The organism is Flavobacterium sp. LC2016-12, from assembly GCF_015351595.1.
In the GTDB taxonomy this organism is placed as follows: domain Bacteria; phylum Bacteroidota; class Bacteroidia; order Flavobacteriales; family Flavobacteriaceae; genus Flavobacterium.
The window spans coordinates 930,272-949,586 of record NZ_JADKPT010000001.1 but is presented as its reverse complement, the minus strand read 5'-3'; the positions used below and the strand labels follow the sequence as shown (position 1 = coordinate 949,586).

Below are 19,315 nucleotides of genomic sequence, written 5' to 3'. Positions count from 1 at the left end.
ACTTTCTTATCTGTATTAAATCTTTACTCTTGCCTCTATATACTATTCTCTATATTCTATTCTCTATATTCTATTCTCTATATTCTATTCTCTATTCGCGTCAATCTTTCCTCTTGCTTCTTGCTTCTACTTCTCTATCTCTTTCAGCAAACGATTCAATTGAAACTGTTCATCGGGGGTCAAATTAGGCAAAATTCTTTCAAACGAAGCACGCATTTCTGATTTTTTTAATAAAAACCGAATTGTGTCTCTTCCAAATTTTGAAAATTGCCACATATGGTGCGTTGTTGCTCCAACTAAATTACTCAAAACCTGATCATTAATAATTTTAAACGCAATTAGTTTTTCAAGTGCATTTTGCCTTGTTGTGGCTTCATATTTTGTAGAAGAAAAAGCAATTAACTCTGAAACTAAAACTTCTGGATTTGCAGTATAATTTGGTGTGGATAAAGCTAATGAAAGCCACATTGTTCGTAAATTATAATCATTAAAACCAATCCAGTTTTTAGATTTTTCCAGATATTCTGCACGATGATCCGGGAAATTTTTCCATAACCAATACAAGGCAATTTCCTGCGTTTGATAAGACTTATCATCAAGCAGCGTTTCATATTCGACTCTAAAATCTTCCGGAATTTTACTCAAAGTTGTCGCAACATCCTGACGAACCTGAATATTGTTGGTTTTTAAAGCAATTAGTAAAAGTGTTTTTTTAGCCTCGTACTTTTCATTTTCCAATTGATCAACAATTGCCTGTTTTACAGAATAATAAACATCTGACTCTAGAGTTTTCTTAAAGAAAGATTCTTTCTCTGCTAAAGGCGTTTTCTTCACTTTATCAACTTCCAATCTAATCTGAATTGCTTTATTTTTACTTAGTAAAGCATTCGCAGTTGCTGTATCAAAAACGGTCGATTCTAACCAGGTTTTCTGAAATTTACCTAAATCAAAATTGGAAACTTTTTTAATTTCGTCAAAGAAGTTATGCGTATTTACGGTTTCATAAGCGTACTTTTTTAAATAACTTTTTATAGCTTTTTTAAATGCCTTATCTCCAATCGATTCGTGCAAAACAAACAATGCCCATGCACCTTTTTCATAAAAAGTAAGTGAACTTGCCTTGGCATTCAAAACCGGAATCGTATCGATTCTGGATGCAAATTTGATCTGTTGTGCGGTATCGTATAATTTGGAGTAAAAGAAATCATCGCCATAAATTTCTTTTTCTGCCAAAGCTGCATAATACGTTGCAAAACCTTCCTGAAGCCAGTGATCTTTACTGCTTTCTGCTGTGATTAAATCACCAAACCAATGATGCGCCAATTCGTGTGCATCCACATTCGTATAGTTTCGATCTTCAAAACCAATTGAATCTACCACATATCGCGTCGCAAAAAGTGTCGAAGTTGTATTTTCCATTCCGGCGTAAATAAAATCGCGAACCGGAATCTGTCTGTAAATTTCCCAAGGATATTTCACTCCGATTTCTTTCTCTAAAAAATCAAAAATGTGCTTCGAATAACGATACGTCGGTTCAAAACGATTCGCGTCTTTATTCTCCAGATAATACTCTAACGGAATATTAGATTTAGCGGTCCCTTCTTTTTTATCATACTTTCCAATGGCAAGCATTAATAAATAAGAGCTCATCGGTTTTTTCATTTCGTACTGCCAATGATTCAAATTTCCGTTTGAAGTTTTATTTTTTAAAACCCCGTTTGAAATTACCTGATAACCTGAATCATAGTTGAATCCTAAATTAAAAATTACTTTTTCATTGACATCATCAAAGCTCGGAAACCAATTGCTCGTATATCTTCCCTGCCCTTGTGTCCAGATTTGCACCTCTGAATTCTCAATAGTGACAAAATACAATGCCTGTTTTGGCTTAACTACATATTCAAAAGTCAAATGATTTTTTCCTTTTTGAAAATTTCCGATTATTTGCAATTCTTTACCTGTATTTATGGAATTAACCTCTTTATTGTCAATTTGGACATTGGTAAATTCCATGTTTTTGGCATCGATTTTAATGGTATCAATCGGTTTCAAAACCTCAAATTGATAATCAACCGAGCCGGAAACCAATTTTTCCTTTGCATTTAAAGACAATTGTCCCGAAACGGTTTTAAAATCGACAAATTTGGTTTGCTGTGCAAAAAGGAAAGTGGTAAATAATAGAAGGATGTATTTCATTGAAAATTAGAGTTTATGGAATCTGTATCCCAAGATCTTGGATTGCTTTTTATATAATTATAAATTGTTTCAAATCTTTTGTAATTACGGACAATATGGTCGTGATAGTTGGTTTGCCATATTTTTGTAGAAACAGATTTACTTTTGTCTTCACAAATCTTATTAATTTGTGCCGTTGTAACTGATTTGAATAACGCTACAAATGATGAAATTGAATTTGGTTTGCGCAATAATTTAAAATCGGAATGGTCATGATTCGTACTCTGGCTCCAATTATCACGTAGAGGCGCACAGCAGTGCGTCTCGGCAACGTTTACCCCAATCTTTGTCGACATACTGGGCGTAGACGCACTGCTGTGCGCCTCTACGATATGCGTGTGTGGATTATTCCCGTCTACAGTATCCATTGTGGTAGAAATTTCATTGTGTTTTTGAATTTCTATCAACAAATGCACATGATTTGGCATCACAACCCAATTATGGAAAAACCAGTTTTTACGGATTTTAATTGATTTAAAAAGCTCATTCTCTACAATTTGACCATTTTTATTTAAAATCATTTTCTCATTTTCAATCGAACCAAAAATGCATTCTCTATTTTTTGTAACTATTGTTATAAAATAAATTGCCTCACTTGAATAGTCCCAGTTCTTTAATCTTTTAGAGTCGATTTTATATTTATCTTGATATAATGTCATTTTTTTGGCGTATAGGAATTCCAAAGTTACAAAGGTTTCATCAACAAATCGAATGAAATTTGTAAGTTTACCACATAAAATAACAACAGCGTGCCAACACCAAAAAAAGCCTTATTCAACTGGAGCAGTGGAAAAGATTCTGCTCTTACTTTATATAAAATTCTACAAAATCCCGAATATAAAATTGAATGTTTATTGACCAGCGTCAATCAGCAATTTCAACGTATTTCAATGCATGGCGTTCGCGTTGCATTATTAGAAGCGCAAGCAAAAAGCATTGGTTTGCCTTTAGAAATTCTGCAAGTTCCGGAAATGCCTACCATGGAAGTCTATGAAAATGTTATGACTAAAACTTTGACAGAATTAAAAAGTCGTGGTATCACACAGTCTGTTTTTGGAGATATTTTTCTGGAAGATTTGCGTAAATATCGTGAAGATCAATTGGCAAAGATTGGTTTTGAAGGTGTTTTTCCAATTTGGAAAATTCCAACAAAAGAGCTGATTCAGGAATTTATTTCGTTAGGATTTAAAACTATAGTAGTTTGTGTTAATGAAAGGTATTTAGATAAAAGTTTTGTGGGCAGAATAATCGATCAGGATTTTATTAGTGACTTACCTGAAAATGTAGATGTTTGCGGAGAAAACGGCGAATTTCACACTTTTGCTTTTGATGGTCCGATTTTCTCAAAACCAATTGATTTTGAAATTGGAGAAATCGTTTACAGAAAATATGAAAAGCCTAAAAACGAAGATTCATCAGATACTGCTTGCGACACTAGTGCCAGCGATGCTTTTGATTATGGATTTTGGTATTGTGATTTGATTCCCAAAAACTAATTAGACAATTAGAAAATGTGTCAATTTGATAATTTGAGGATATCTATAATTATCACATTTTCTAATTGACACATTTTCTAATTTTCAACATACATTTTAAGCAAATTCGTAACTGTGTTCCAATTACGCATAGTCACGATAACATTGAGTTTTTTCTCAATGTATTTCCCCTCTAATCTTGTTTTTCCGGCACCAACCGCATATTTTATAAAAATCCTGTTTCCGTCAATACTTGCTTCATCGGGTTTAAATTGGCTGATTTTTAAATCATTTATATTTTCCTTTTTTAGTTCCGTTGAAACAAAAGCTACATATAGTTTTTTGGTGTCAATATCTTTTTCTTTCAGATAAGGACTGTTTTTAAAGCACAATTCTAAATCTTCTTTTGTAATTACAATTGTAGGAACTTCATGTCCAAAAACCTTGAAGATTTCCTGTTTGATCATGAAACCCACTTTCGAAGCACTTTCTTCCTCAGAATCCACAAAAACATTCCCGGATTGGAGATAGGTTCTCACATTTGTAAAACCAATATTCTCCAGCATTGTTTTCAAAGCTTCCATTTTCATCATGTTGTGGCCAGAAACGTTGATACCGCGTAAAAGTGCTAAATGTGTTGTCATTTCAAATAATTTTATTCTTCAAAGATATTATTTTCTAAACTTCAATTTATCAGATTTTTAAATTTCCCAATTAAAATCTATCTTCGCTTTTCCAAAGAGAAAGAAAATAGAGTATAGAATAAAGAACATAGACCACGATCTATCCTCTTTATTCTATACTCTATTTTCTAAAATCTAAATTCAACAATCTAAACTCTAAAATAATTAATGTCGAACAATCTCCTTGAAACCCCAATTGAATACCTAAAAGGCGTTGGTCCGAGTCGTGGCCAGTTGCTTCGTAAGGAATTGGGCATTCATAAATACAGAGATTTAGTTAATTTTTTTCCGAATAGATACATCGACAGAACCCGTTATTATAAGATAAATGAACTTCAGAATACAGGAGCCGAAGTTCAGATCATTGGTAAAATCATCAATATAAAAACGGTTGAATTTGCTAAAAACAAAAAACGTTTGGTTGCCACTTTCGTGGATGACACAGGGCAAATTGATCTGAATTGGTTTCAGGGACACAAATGGGTTAGAGAGAGTCTAAAGCTGAATGAAGTTTGTGTGATTTTTGGAAAATGTTCTTTGTATGGAAGCCAGTTTAGTATGGCGCATCCTGAAATTGAATTATTGAGCGAGCACGAAAGAAGCCTTCGATCCGCCATGCAGCCCGTTTATCCATCCACTGAAACATTGGCAAATCGAGGAATTTCAAACCGAACGATTAATAAGTTGATGGAACAGCTTTTTATAGAAACACAAGCTTTATTTACTGAAACTTTCCCGCCTTATTTAATTGAAGAGTTAAAGTTAATTCCGAAAAGAGCGGCTTTATTCAATATCCATTTTCCAAAAAGCACTGAGGCTTTGGCGAAAGCCCAATTCCGATTAAAATTCGAGGAATTGTTTTTTATTCAGCTTCAATTAATTACTAAAAACCTGATTCGGAAACACAAAATAAAAGGACATCCCTTTACCAAAGTAGGCGAACTTTTTAATGAATTTTATCAGAATCATTTGCCATTTAACCTTACAAACGCTCAAAAAAGAGTAATTAAAGAAATCCGTTCAGATATGGGAAGCAATGCCCAAATGAACCGTTTATTACAGGGTGATGTTGGTTCCGGAAAAACAATTGTGGCTTTTATGAGCATGCTTTTGGCTATTGATAATGGTTTTCAGGCCTGTTTAATGGCTCCTACTGAAATTCTTGCCAATCAGCATTTTATTGGTTTATCAGAATTAGCTAAAACATTAGATCTTAATATCAAAATACTTACCGGTTCAACCAAAACTGCAGCTAGAAAAATCATTCATGAAGAGCTTGAAAATGGCAGTTTGCATATTTTAATTGGTACGCATGCTTTGTTAGAAGATAAGGTACAATTTCAGAATTTAGGTTTGGCCGTAATTGATGAACAACATCGTTTTGGTGTAGAACAGCGTTCAAAATTGTGGAAGAAAAATGAAATTCCGCCACACGTTTTAGTGATGACCGCCACTCCTATTCCGAGAACTTTGGCGATGAGTTTATACGGAGACTTAGACATTTCTGTAATTGATGAATTACCTCCGGGAAGAAAACCAATTCAGACCGTTCATCGTTTTGACAGCAATAGGTTAAAAGTCTGGAAATTCCTTCGTGACGAGATCGCTTTAGGAAGACAAATTTATATTGTTTATCCGTTAATTCAGGAATCTGAAAAAATGGATTACAAAGATTTGATGGATGGTTACGAAAGTATTTCTCGTGATTTTCCATTACCTCAATATTCAATTTCTATTTTGCACGGAAAGATGAAACCAGCAGATAAAGATGCTGAAATGAAACGTTTTTCTGAAGGAAAAACCAATATTATGGTTGCCACTACTGTAATTGAAGTTGGTGTTAATGTACCAAATGCCAGTGTAATGATTATCGAAAGTGCAGAACGTTTCGGGTTATCTCAATTACATCAACTACGTGGCCGAGTTGGTCGTGGTGCCGAACAAAGTTATTGTATTTTAATGACCAGTCATAAATTAAGTGCTGATAGTAAAACACGTATGGAAACTATGGTTCAGACAAACGATGGTTTTGAAATTGCGGAAGTTGATTTGAAATTGCGTGGTCCTGGCGATTTAATGGGAACACAACAAAGTGGTGTTTTAAATCTTCAAATCGCAGATATAGTAAGAGATCGTGAAATTTTGAGTTTGGCAAGAAACTACGCAATGAAAATCTTAAAGGAAGATGGCCCACTTCAAAAACCTGAACATGCTATCTTAAAAGCTGTTTTTATTGAACTAACAAAAAAGAAGAATATTTGGAATTATATTAGCTAATATGTTTCATTACCGTCGAAAAACAAAGTGTTTGTTATATTTTTTTAACTTTTTCTGTGAAAAATATGTTTTTTTTATTGCAAAATCCTACATTTGCTGAAATCGAAACAAATTATAATCACTATCAATGATGATTAAATATTACCCTTTTTTATTTTTTTTCTTCATCATTACTTCAATAAATGCACAATCAGGATGTTTTAACTCTGATTTTTCTAATGCTGATTTTAATGGATGGAAAGCTTCTTACGGGACAAGGTCCAACCCAAATTTGCATAAAGGAGAAAATTTTAAACATCATTTTATTACCAATATTGATGTAAAAGATAGTATTGCTGGTCTATGTGGTGGTGAATTATTTATGGTTCCTCCAGGAGAAGTTCATGCTGCAAGATTAGGTAATAATTTAGGAGGAACTGAAGCGGACCGATTAATCTATGATATAAATGTTGTTAGTAAAGATAATAATTTATTCATCTATAAATATGCTGTTGTTTTAGAAGACGGCGGACATGAAAAAGAAGCTCAACCCAATTTCAGCGTTAGAATATTAAATGATAAAGGCAGCGAAATTGATCCTCGTTGTGGCGTTTACAATGTAAGCTCAGGCGAACCTTATCAAAATGCAAATGTGTGTGGCGATATTTACTGGACACAATGGAATACAGTAGGAATCAATCTTGCTAATTATATGGGAAAAAAAGTTTCCATTGAATTTACAACTAGAGATTGCAGTTTTGTAAAACATTTTGGTTATGCATATATTTCTGCAAAGTGTAGCCAATTAAAAATAAATGTCGCCGTTTGCTCTGGCGGAAATAATTTTACATTAACAGCACCAGTAGGATTTATCGGATATTCATGGACTTATAAAGGCCAAGTTGTTGGTACTCCTACGCAAAGTATTACTTTAGCATTAGCAGATTATCCACCTGGAGCAACCTTCGAATGTTTATTGACTTCATTCAATAACGGAAATACATGTGAATCAACAATAGAGGCGACCTTATCAAACCCAACTGTAATTACACCAAATTATTCTGTTTCTATTCCTTGTAAGGTAGATTATAATACTTTTAGTCCTATCACTTTTCAGGATAAAACTACTATATTAAATGGAGTCATTAATAAATGGGAATGGGATTTCGGCGATGGTAAAACTTCAACAGAAAAGAACCCAAGTCATATTTTTGAAAATTCAGGTGATTACACGGTTTCGTTGACGGTTTATTCAGTTACTGGCTGTTCACAGTTTATTTCTAAACCAATTCATGTAGAAAATAACCCTATTGCTAAACCAGCAGTTTCCGAAATTCAAACACTTTGCTATTATCCTGTTCCAACACTAGCAAATCTAGATACAAATGGATTAACAGTAAAATGGTTTGATTCCCTACTTTCAACTGAAGCTGTAAGTGAAACAACTAAAATTATATCAAATAGAGATATTTATTGTGCTATTTTTAAAGATGGTTGTTTAGGACCCAGAACTAAAATTTCAATTATAATCAATGCTATAGGACATCCAATAGGAGAAGCAACTCAATCTTTTTGTTCAAGTGAAGCTCCTACAATTGCTAATCTGAAAGTTAACGGGTTAGCAGTCACCTGGTATAACGCTCAAGACGGCGGAAACTTAATTAGTGATTCTACACCGTTACAAAACAATGTAACTTATTATGCCTCTGATTATGATGCCAGTATAGGTTGCTCAAGTACAAGATGGGGTATTACGGCAATTTTAAAAGAAGGATCAGCTGTTATATCACCAGATTTTACACAAGAATTTTGTTCTAATGAGGATTTTACACTTAAGAATTTAAACTATTACAATTCTTCTGTTCGATATTACAGTAATATAAATGACACCGCTAAACTTCCACACACCACACCTTTAGAAAGTGGTGCAACATATTATGCAGCAATAATTGACCCTGTTACTAAATGCGAAAGTAATAAGCGTACAGCAATTACAGTTAATATTAAACCTTGCGACATCAATATTTATAACTTAATCACTATTGACGAAAATACACAAAACGATCATTTAGAAATTGAGAATATTGAATACTTTCCTGAAAATGCAATTCAGGTTTATAATCGTTTTGGTCAATTAGTTTATAAAATGTCTGGTTACGGTGTAGATAGTAATTATTTCTATGGAAGAGCTAATGCCGGCGAAGTTTTCTTAAAAGATGAAAAATTACCAACGGGATCTTATTATTATATTATAAATTATAAAAAAAGAGATCAGACTGATGCAACAAAAAAAGGCTTTTTATACATACATAATAATGGGTAATACTTTCAAAAAAATAATATTTTTAATTGCAATTATTATATTTTCAATACATAATATAAAAGCTCAAAATGACGCTAAATTATCTATTTTTAATTATAATCCTTTGTTCTACAATCCAGCGTTCGCAGGTTCTGCAGATGGATTAAATATTGTTGGAATATACTCTACCCAATGGGTCGGTTTTGACGGTGCTCCAAAAACACAATACTTGTCTGCAGATACAAAATCATTACAAAAAATAGGATACGGTATTAGTTTATACAACGATGTTGCCGGCCCAAAAAAAGAATATAACATCGAAGGCAACTTTGCTTACTACATCAAGCTTGACCGAAAATATAAATTAGTTCTTGGTGTAAAAGGAGGAATCAATTCATACAGTATAAATAAGGATAATTTAGACATTTATGAACCTGGAGAAGTTGTAGATAATTTTGGAACCGAAAACAAAACCGCTCCTATTTTTGGTGTGGGAGCTAATTTTTACTCTGATAAATTTTTTATCGGAATTTCAAGTCCAAATATTATACAAGCCAAATATAGCAGCATAGGAACAATACTTTCACAACGAAAAAATTATTATTACAGCAATTTTGGCTACCAATTTGAAATCGAGCGTGATATTACCCTAACACCGGCTTTACTTGCGAGAATTACAGCGGGAGCACCTGTAAGTATCCTGACTTCTTTAAACCTTAATTGGAGAAACAAATATTTAGCTTCGGTAAATTTTGACTACAATTCAAGTGTTGGCGCATTTGCAGGAATTCAGATTATTGATGACTTGAAGATTGGATATGGCTATGACATCTCAACAACTAAATTTAGCAATTATAATAACGGATCACATACATTCTTTTTGAGCTACACTCTTCTCAACGAAAACAGTGAAAAATGTACTTGCCATCTGTATTAATTGAGGCTCAAAAATACAACATTTTAGAGGAGCTGATTTTGAAAAAAAAACCTCATTGTATCAAAATATTCAATTGTCCTTGGTAAGGTGATTAGATTTGTTGGGGGCAAATTTTTGGCTTGAATATTTTATTCGATACAATGAAGTATATTTAATTTTTTGGTTATTTCTTTTTAGGAGCCTCTTTCTTTTCAAAAAGACCATTAAAAAGACCTTTACTCACTTTATTTTTATCATCTTTTCCCGTTGCTACAAGATGATCAATATATTCCATATATGTTTTTTTGCGTTCCTCCAGAAATCCAATCAGATATTCTTCAGATGCTGACATTCCACTGGCTTCTTCGATATGCAAAAGTTTTTTGTATAGCGGTTCGATAAATTTTACAATAATATCCTCCGGAACAGATTTTCTTGTCCCAAAATAACCAACGATTTCTCCATCAGAATCGGCTATAATTTTAAAATCGGTAATTACCCAATAATATCTGCCCGTTTTAGACATGTTTTTGATGATAACATGAATATTTTTACTTGCTTTAATGCTATCCCACAGGAATTTAAAAATTACTTTTGGCATATCGGGATGACGAATTATATTATGAGGCTGTCCAATAAGTTCAAATTCATCATAGCCCGATACGTCAATAAAATCTTCATTCGCATACAAAATAGTTCCTTTTGTGTCTGTTTTACTTAGTAATACTTTATTTTTATTCCAATCTACTTCTCTGTCTGATGGAGTCGGGCGGGTAATTCTGGTATCCATAAATTTTGTATTTAAAATTAATAAGCAATTACATTCTGATAATATTTAATTCCATAAAGTATTAAGTATTGATTACAAATAAGTTCAAAGCTTTTAGTGTCCCGGAGGTCTGCTATTTATTGACTTAACATGAATATCATTAACCATATCATCAATTTTTTTTGCACTATCACGCATCATGTCCAAATAACTCAAAAGCTGATCGTTGTCAGTATGCCCTTTTGAAACATCAATAAGCTTTAATACCGAACTTACTGGCAATTTTAAATCCAGAGTTGTTCTGTGTACAAAGTCATTATATTCCTTGGTAGCTGTTAAAGAACTATATTTTGCCGAAGCTAATTTCATGTTTTCCAACTCATATTCATCCGATATTTTAGAAATATGGTTTTGACTATGTGTTTTAAAGTAGTATGCCCAATATCCATTCATAAAGAAAACAACAGCAGCAAGTACAATGTGTATGATAAGCGTTTCCAAATCAAAATTGACCTGAGAAAAATACAACTGTATTCCACTTGGATCAGTGTAAACAAAGTTTTGCATATAGGCTAAAACAACATGATGTGCAACGACCAAAAGCGTAAGCGGAATCTGTAGTTTCCAGTTTTGATAAATAATCAGGATTGTACTGGCAATGAAAACAGTGAAATGCATTTCGAACAAACCATGCATCTGATAAATATATTGTGCCATAAATATAGCCAGCACAAACGATAAAACATATTGGTAAAACTTAGAGTTTTTAAGAAAAAACTTTGCCGAATAATAGGCTAATAAATTTAAAGTTCCAACTCCTGCTCCAATCTCCCAGGTGTCGTATTTAAAAGCCAAAGCAATTCCGAGAAGAAAATAAATGGCAAGAACATAATTAATAATCGTATCCGATTTTTGTGTCATTGTAGACATGAAATTGTGCAGGTAATCCTGTTCATTCAAACTAGCTTTTGCTTTCATAATTTAGGTAATGTTAAGGTTAGATTTATTTAGTGCATTTTGGTAACGAACATCCATAAGCTCGAAGAGCTAACGCATCAAATGAAGGGGCATTTGTATGACTTAATAAAGAATCTATTGCCTGTTGGGCATAATTACTGTCGGCATCTGTACAGTACCTTGTTTTATTATAATTTCCGCGATAATATAAGTTTTGAGAAGCATCGATGAGAACTGCCTGAGGTGTAGAGAAAACACCGCAATTTTTTGCTATATCTTCATCAAAATAAACAGGAATTTTAGCATCAAACTTGTTCTGAATTTCTTCGATTGTGAAAGTCTTTTCGTTGTTTAATACTACAATTTTAAAATTGATTTTGTCTCCATACTTTTTAATCAAGCCACTTACATGAGGCACATTAAAACGCGAACATGGGCATTCAGGATTAAAAAAATGGATAAAAACGGGTCTTTGATCTGTCACACAGCATTTTAAATCCACTTTACTTCCTATGGCTATCTCACGATAATTTTGAGGAATTGGTGTAGGCAAACTGTATTGATATTCGTTTTGCCAAAATAAATAAGAAATGGCTGCCAGTAAAAAAGTAAACCATAATCCAAGAAGTATTTTTTTCTTCATAAACAGACGATTTTAGTTTAAAATATAAACAGTTGTTAATTTAATCATTCTTAAAAAGCAAAAAATTTAACTTAATTAAAATAAAAAACCTACATATATTAACGCCTTGCATATTAAAACATTAATATTCTCACAAAAAAATCATCATATTGTTTAACCTTATCAATGTTACAAATAAAATCGATAAAGAGCAAAAGAAATCAGACAAAATACAACAAAAAACTAAAAAATAGGTTTTTTCTTACTTTCTAGATGCGTATTTCTGCTTTTATTATCAGTAAAAACTTAAGAAAATACATCTTCTTTAGTCGATTATTTTCCTTCACTTTTTTAGTTTCCTTCAAATATTTTTTTTTACTTATATATTAAACCTTTGCAAACTTAAACAGTCTAATACATAATCTAATCTAAAAACTTGTACATACAAATGTTAAATAAAAGCCAACCTCTTCTGATTTCGGTTCAAAAAGTTAAATTTGTAAGCTACTAAAAACAATCCCAAAAAAACATTTACCTCAATTTTATGAAAGTAAAAAATCTAATTTATGCCCTATTAATTATAGTGCTCGGAGGGTTTATCGCCTATAGAGTTGTTTCTAACAAAAGTAAAAACGACGAGTCTAAAAAGTCTGGTGATAAAGACCGCCCAACAACCGTGACTGGACTTGTGGTTAAAACTTCTACGTTTGATAATAACTTATCATTATCAGGATCTATTGAAGCTAATGAACAAATAGAGATTCACAGTGAAGTTTCTGGGATTGTTGAAGGCATTTATTTTACTGAAGGTACCTATGTAAATAAAGGTCAGGTACTTTTTAAAGTAAATGATATTGAATTAAGAGCACAATTAAGACAAGCTCAAACAAAAGAAGGTTTAGCAGCTGAAAATGAAAGAAGAGCTAAATTATTACTTCAAAAAGAAGCTATCAGTCAGGAAGAATTTGATATTGCAAACGCAGACTACGCTTCTATGAAGGCACAAACGCAATTAATCAAGGCACAAATTGCTAAAACTTCTGTAAAAGCACCTTTTTCAGGAAAAATTGGTTTACGTTCTATTTCACCTGGAACTTACATAACTCCTACTGTTTTAGTCGCAAAATTGGTAAACACAGGAAAGTTAAAAATAACGTTTTCTATTCCTGAAAAATATGTATCGCAAGTAAAATCAGGTTCAACTATTGATTTTTCAGTTTCAGGATCTGATAAGGTATATTCAGCGAAAATATATGCTATTGAACCAGAGGTTGAAGTAGCAACTCGTACTTTACAAGTTCGAGCTATTGCTGATAATATCGATGGAAAACTTTTCCCAGGAACCTTTGCAGATGTAAAATTACCTTTAAGTACTATTAAAGATGCAATTGTAGTTCCATCTGAAGCTATCGTTCCTGTACAAGATGGAAAAAAGGTATATGTGGCCAATATGGGGAAAGCCAAAGAAGTTATGGTTGATGCCACAACAAGAACTGATGCTTCAATTTTAATTCTTTCAGGATTAAAAGCGGGTGACACTCTGATCACAAGTGGCGTTATGTCATTGAAAAATGAAGCACCTATAAAAGTTAACGTAAAAAAATAGGAATTTTTAAGTTATGAATTTTGAGTTATGAATTAAGGGTTTGGACTTCCATTTTCCTAAATTCTATAATCTAAAATCTGAGCTCCAAAATCTAAAATCTAAAATTTCACATGAGTTTATCAACTACAAGCATAAGAAGACCTGTTTTAACCATTGTACTGAATCTTTTGATTATTTTATTCGGTTTTATTGGTTATACCTTTTTGGGTGTTCGAGAATTCCCATCTATTGATCCGGCGCAGGTTTCCATCAGAACAAATTACACAGGAGCCAATTCTGACATTATTGAATCACAAATTACTGAACCCTTAGAGAAAGCAGTAAATGCCATTGACGGAATTCGAAATATTACTTCATCAAGTAATCAGGGAAGCAGCAGTATTACAATAGAATTTAATTTAGATAAAAACTTAGAGGAAGCGGCTAATGATGTCCGCGATAAAGTTTCACAGGCAGTTCGAAGTTTACCGCAAGATATTGACGCTCCACCAGTAGTTTCTAAAGCGGATGCGGATAGTGAATCTATTATTTCGATGACTGTTCAGAGTGACAGTCGAAGTTCTTTAGAATTAAGTGATTATGCTGAAAATGTTATTTCGCAACGTTTAGAAACCATTCCCGGAGTAAGTGGTGTTCAGATCTGGGGACAAAAACGTTATGCAATGCGTTTATGGATTGATCCGGTTAAATTAAACGCCTATAAATGCACTGTCTCTGATGTTCGAAATGCTTTAAACGCGCAAAACGTCGAACTACCATCTGGTAAATTAACGGGAAACAATACCGAATTAACTGTAAAGACAATTGGAAATCTTTCTAAACCAGAAGAATTCAATAATATTATTATTCGAACAGATGGAGATAAAATCGTTCGATTAAGTGATGTTGGTGGTGCAGAACTTGGTCCTGAAAACATAGAGACTTCTTTAACATCGTCAGGACTTCCAATGATTGGTCTTGCTATTGTACCGATGCCTGGAGCCAATTATCTAGATATTTCAAATGAATTTTACAAAAAGTACGATGCTTTAAAAAAGGATTTACCTAAAGATATCAAACTTAATATTGCATTGGACAACACTCTGTTTGTAAAAAAATCAGTACTTGAAGTAGCCGAAACTCTTGGAATTTCTATTATTCTGGTAATTATCATTATCTATTTGTTTTTTAGGGATTGGGCAATTGCTTTTAGACCTTTAATTGATATTCCGGTATCTTTAATTGCTACATTTTTTATTATGTGGCTTTTTGGATTCTCAATAAATGTACTGACCCTTTTAGCAATTGTTTTGGCAACCGGTTTAGTGGTTGATGATGGAATTGTGGTTACTGAAAATATCTTCAAAAAAGTTGAAGAAGGAATGTCGCCAATTGAAGCCGCAATTAAAGGTTCTAATGAAATATTTTATGCTGTAATTTCGATTTCGGTAACATTGGCAGCAGTATTCTTGCCAGTGATATTCTTAGAAGGCTTCGTAGGCCGACTCTTTAGGGAATTTGGGGTTGTAATTGGTGCAGCTGTATTAATTTCGGCCTTTGTATCGTTGACTTTAACGCCAATGTTGAATGCTTATTTAATGAAAGGCGGCGAACAGAAAAAATCAAAATTCTACGTTAAAACAGAACCGTTTTTTGAAAAATTAAACAGCGGTTATGCCGATGCTTTAAATCGTTTTATGGATAAAAAATGGATCAGCTTTCCAATTCTTATTGCTTGTTTTGGATTGATCTATTTGTTCTTCACCATTCTTCCAAAAGAAACAGCTCCTTATGATGACCGTAGCTCTGTAACGATGCGTATGACAACTCCTGAAGGTTCTTCTTATGAATATACTAATCGTTTTATGCAGGAAATGTCAAAATTGGTTGATGATTCTATTCCAGAAAAAAAAGTTAGTTTAGTAATTACAGCGGGAGGTTCAGGAGGTTCTGCAACAAATTCCGGTTTTATTAGACTTTCATTAAAAGAACCAGACGAAAGAACCAATTCACAGAAAGATATTGCTGATAAATTAACTAAATGGACTAAAAAATATCCAAGCGCTAAGACATCTGTTCTTCAACAGCCTACAATTTCTGTTAACAGACGTGGAGGTTTACCAATACAATATATTATTCAGGCTCCAAACTTTGAAAAATTAAGAGAAAAGATTCCGGTATTTATGGATGAAGTTGGTAAAAGTGATGTTTTCTCGACCACTGACGTAAACCTTAAGTTTAATAAACCGGAAATCAACGTAAGTATCGATCGTGAAAAAGCAGAAAGTTTAGGAATTTCAATTATTGATATTGCTCAGACTTTACAGCTTTCTTTAAGCGGACAACGTTTTGGTTATTTTATCAAAAACGGAAAACAATATCAGGTAATTGGTCAGTTTGATCAAAAAGACCGTTCGAAACCTTTGGATTTAACTTCTATGTTTGTAAAGAACAAAAGTGGAGAATTGATTCAGATGGACAACGTTGTTAAGATTGAAGAACAAAGTAATCCGCCACAATTGTATCATAACAACAGATACATGTCGGCGACTGTTTCGGCAGGTCTGGCTCCGGGAAAAAGTATCAGCGATGGTATTGAGGAAATGGACCGAATTAAGGCAAAAGTTTTAGATGAAAGTTTTACCACTGATTTAAGTGGAGAATCAAGAGATTTTGTTGAAAGTAGTTCTAACACTTCTTTCGCTTTCGGATTGGCATTATTATTAATCTTTTTAATTCTTGCGGCACAGTTTGAAAGTTTCATTGATCCGTTTATTATCATTTTAACGGTACCAATGGCAGTTGCCGGAGCATTATTCTCTTTATGGTTATTCAATCAGACATGGAACATTTTTAGTCAGATTGGAACCGTAATGCTTATCGGACTGGTAACTAAAAACGGTATTTTGATCGTTGAGTTCGCCAACCAGTTACGAGAACAGGGAAAACCAAAATTAGAAGCAATTTTAGAAGCTTCTGAAGCACGTTTACGTCCAATTTTAATGACGAGTTTAGCGATCGCATTAGGTGCATTGCCAATTGCAATGTCACTGGGTGCAGCATCTACAAGTAGAATCGGAATGGGAGTTGTAATTGTTGGAGGAACTATTTTCTCTTTAGCATTAACACTGTTTGTAATTCCTGCGATTTATTTGATGTGGTCTAAAGCCAGAAAACATTATCCGGAATTTGATCATATTGAAGAATACGAAAAAGAAAGTAAATAATTTATTAGCCACGAATTTGACTAGATTGAATTCGTGGTAAAAGAAAACAAATATGAATACTAAAATTTTGTTCCGCAGTTTAATATTCTTCTTCTTCTTTTGCATTACAAGCACGAATGCTCAGGAAGTACTGACTATTGGAGACGCTATGAAAATAGCCTTAGAAAATAATTTTGAAATTAAGATTGCAAAAAATAACACAAAAATAAGTGAAACCAATGTAACGATTGGTAACGCCGGAATGTTGCCTGTCGCAACTGCATCGGTTACTGATAATAATAGCATTACAAATTCATCACAAACACGTCAGGATGGTACTTCGACCTCTTTGGATAATGCAAAAAACAACAGTTTAAATTACGGAGTAAGTTTAGGATGGACGGTTTTTGACGGAATGAAAATGTTTGCCAGACTGGATCAGTTAAAAGAACTTCAAAAACTAGGTGACGCTCAGTTAAAACAAACCATTTTAATTAAGATTGCTCAGGTTAATTCTTCTTATTATGATTTAGTACAACAGCAACAACAATTGTCTGCATTAGATACTACGATCGTGATTTCACAGCAACGTTTAAAATTGGCTCAAAACCGTTTTAGCATTGGTAAAGCTTCAAAATTGGAAGTTTTAAATGCTCAGGTAGATTTAAATTCGGATCAGGTTGCTTTACTAAGACAAAAAGAATCGTACGCAAATGCTAAAATATTATTGAATCAATATTTAGCCCGCGATCCAAAAATTGATTTTAGAGTTACGGATTTGGTTACTGTTGACAATACCTTGGTTTTAGCCGATTTAATGGAATTGGCACAGAAACAAAATCCTGGTTTAGAAGCTCAGATCATAAATAAAAGAATTGCAGAGTTACAATTGAAGCAAGTTAAAGCAGATCGATATCCTGTAGTAAATTTAACTTCAGGCTATAATTTTGCCGAAAGTGAGTCAAGTTTAGGTTTTACAAGTCAGGCTTCCTCAAGAGGTTTGAATTATGGTTTTAATGCCACACTAAATATATTTGATGGTTTTAATCAACATCGAAATGAAAAAGTAGCAAAACTGGAAATTGAAAATTCTCAGATTGCAATTGAGCAGCAAAACATGATTCTGAACACACAATTAAGCACCGCTTTTCAGACGTATTTAACCAACCTGGAATTAATTGATCTTGAAGAAGATAACGAAGCAATTGCAAGACAAAATTTAGAAATCACATTGGACAAATTCAAAATTGGAACTATAACAACACTTGATTTCAGAACGGCTCAGCTTAATTATGTTAATGCAAAAGTACGTTACAGTAATGCACAATACGTAGCTAAATTATCTGAAATTGCATTAAAAGAATTAGCTGGTAATATGAATTTTTAAGTAAATTTGTTTCAAAATTTGACTTAAATGATTGCATACAACACTAAGGAGTGGTTTACTTTTATATTTCGTTTTCATAAATCGGATACTGTTCGAAAATTATTTCCAATAATGATAGCGATCGGAATTTATTCCGGAATTGTAGGATATTTAGAAGTAGGCTATTTAGGAATTGACAGTAATAATTACATTAAAAACATTCCATTAATGCATGGAATATTAGGATTTGTAATTTCGCTTTTATTAGTATTCAGAACCAATACCGCTTACGATCGCTGGTGGGAAGCAAGAAAAATGTGGGGCGCTTTGGTAAACAACAGCCGCAATTTTGCTATAAAACTTTCAGCGATTCTAAAAGACGAAAACGATCGTAAATTTTTCAGAAAGTTTATTCCAGGTTATGCCACAATTCTATATAAACATCTAAATAATTCGGAGACAGCAAAACAGCTTTTTGATGATGTAGATTTAGAGCTAGATCATCATAAACACAAGCCTAATCAGGTAAAGCGAATGATGTCACATAAAATTAATGATTTATACGAAGCAAAAAAAATAACAGGCGACCAGCTTATTATTCTAAATAATGAACTGACTGCTTTTACTGATATCTGTGGTGCGTGCGAGCGAATTAAAAATACACCTATTCCCTACTCTTACAGTGCATTTATCAAAAAATTCATTTTCTTTTACACCATGACATTACCCTTTGGCTATTCTTTAAGTTTGGGTTATTATGTAGTTCCTGTGGTTGTTTTTATCTTTTATGTTCTGGCCAGTTTAGAATTAATTGCCGAAGAAATTGAAGATCCTTTTGGCGATGATGAGAACGATTTGCCAATCAAAAAAATCTCTGAAAACATTAAAAAACATGTTGAAGAATTAATTTAAAAATTGCTTCAAAAATTTCACTAAATAATTG

The 19,315-nt window shown here is 33.0% G+C and carries 14 protein-coding genes; 8 read left to right on the top strand and 6 right to left on the bottom strand.

What is annotated here, in order from left to right; genetic code table 11:
- Positions 1-126: 126 nt before the first annotated feature.
- Entirely contained in the window at positions 127-2,196 is a 2,070-nt protein-coding gene (locus IRZ99_RS03920; protein WP_194656021.1) for a M1 family metallopeptidase, read from the bottom strand.
- Positions 2,193-2,894 carry a transposase gene (locus IRZ99_RS03915; RefSeq protein ID WP_194656020.1) on the bottom strand — a complete coding sequence of 234 codons (702 nt, stop codon included), beginning with the start codon at positions 2,892-2,894 and terminating at the stop codon, positions 2,193-2,195. The genes IRZ99_RS03920 and IRZ99_RS03915 overlap by 4 nt, the downstream gene beginning before the upstream one ends.
- A gap of 90 nt (positions 2,895-2,984) precedes the next feature.
- On the opposite strand from IRZ99_RS03915, the gene IRZ99_RS03910 reads away from it, so the two are divergent.
- Entirely contained in the window at positions 2,985-3,731 is a 747-nt protein-coding gene (locus IRZ99_RS03910; protein WP_194656019.1) for a diphthine--ammonia ligase, read from the top strand.
- A 77-nt stretch (positions 3,732-3,808) separates the two neighbouring features.
- On the opposite strand, the gene IRZ99_RS03905 is transcribed toward IRZ99_RS03910, so the two are convergent.
- Positions 3,809-4,354, bottom strand: coding sequence for a DUF1697 domain-containing protein (locus IRZ99_RS03905; protein ID WP_194656018.1), 546 nt, complete (start codon positions 4,352-4,354; stop codon positions 3,809-3,811).
- A 207-nt stretch (positions 4,355-4,561) separates the two neighbouring features.
- Here IRZ99_RS03905 and recG point away from each other — a divergent pair, with 207 nt between their 5' ends.
- From recG to IRZ99_RS03890, 3 genes are all read left to right on the top strand, one after another.
- The gene (recG, locus tag IRZ99_RS03900) at positions 4,562-6,670 is read left to right on the top strand and encodes an ATP-dependent DNA helicase RecG (protein ID WP_194656017.1); all 2,109 of its coding nucleotides are present in this window, start codon (positions 4,562-4,564) and stop codon (positions 6,668-6,670) included.
- Between the two features lie 127 nt (positions 6,671-6,797).
- Positions 6,798-8,972 (top strand): gliding motility-associated C-terminal domain-containing protein, encoded by a 2,175-nt coding sequence (locus IRZ99_RS03895; protein WP_194656016.1) that lies wholly within the window; start codon positions 6,798-6,800, stop codon positions 8,970-8,972.
- A complete protein-coding gene (locus IRZ99_RS03890) occupies positions 8,965-9,888 on the top strand; it encodes a type IX secretion system membrane protein PorP/SprF (RefSeq protein ID WP_194656015.1) in 924 nt (307 codons plus the stop codon). Before IRZ99_RS03895 ends, IRZ99_RS03890 begins: the two co-directional genes overlap by 8 nt.
- A 163-nt stretch (positions 9,889-10,051) precedes the next feature.
- Here the strand turns inward: IRZ99_RS03890 and IRZ99_RS03885 are convergent, their stop codons facing one another.
- The 3 genes from IRZ99_RS03885 to IRZ99_RS03875 all read right to left on the bottom strand — a co-directional run bounded on the left by IRZ99_RS03885 (position 10,052) and on the right by IRZ99_RS03875 (position 12,236).
- On the bottom strand, positions 10,052-10,657 hold the full coding sequence (locus IRZ99_RS03885; protein WP_194656014.1) for a PAS domain-containing protein: 606 nt from the start codon (positions 10,655-10,657) through the stop codon (positions 10,052-10,054).
- 93 nt (positions 10,658-10,750) lie between these two features.
- Positions 10,751-11,614, bottom strand: coding sequence for a hypothetical protein (locus tag IRZ99_RS03880; RefSeq protein ID WP_194656013.1), 864 nt, complete (start codon positions 11,612-11,614; stop codon positions 10,751-10,753).
- A 25-nt stretch (positions 11,615-11,639) separates the two neighbouring features.
- Positions 11,640-12,236, bottom strand: a complete 597-nt coding sequence (locus tag IRZ99_RS03875) for a redoxin domain-containing protein (RefSeq protein ID WP_194656012.1) — start codon at positions 12,234-12,236, stop codon at positions 11,640-11,642.
- Positions 12,237-12,759: 523 nt separating this feature from the next.
- Between IRZ99_RS03875 and IRZ99_RS03870 the strand changes: the two genes are divergently transcribed.
- The 4 genes from IRZ99_RS03870 (at position 12,760) to IRZ99_RS03855 (ending at position 19,284) form a co-directional block, all read left to right on the top strand.
- On the top strand, positions 12,760-13,821 hold the full coding sequence (locus IRZ99_RS03870; RefSeq protein WP_194656011.1) for an efflux RND transporter periplasmic adaptor subunit: 1,062 nt from the start codon (positions 12,760-12,762) through the stop codon (positions 13,819-13,821).
- Between the two features lie 110 nt (positions 13,822-13,931).
- A complete protein-coding gene (locus tag IRZ99_RS03865) occupies positions 13,932-17,027 on the top strand; it encodes an efflux RND transporter permease subunit (protein WP_194656010.1) in 3,096 nt (1,031 codons plus the stop codon).
- Positions 17,028-17,079: 52 nt separating this feature from the next.
- Positions 17,080-18,393, top strand: a complete 1,314-nt coding sequence (locus IRZ99_RS03860) for a TolC family protein (protein WP_194656009.1) — start codon at positions 17,080-17,082, stop codon at positions 18,391-18,393.
- 27 nt (positions 18,394-18,420) lie between these two features.
- Positions 18,421-19,284 carry a bestrophin family protein gene (locus tag IRZ99_RS03855; protein ID WP_194656008.1) on the top strand — a complete coding sequence of 288 codons (864 nt, stop codon included), beginning with the start codon at positions 18,421-18,423 and terminating at the stop codon, positions 19,282-19,284.
- Positions 19,285-19,315 lie beyond the last annotated feature (31 nt).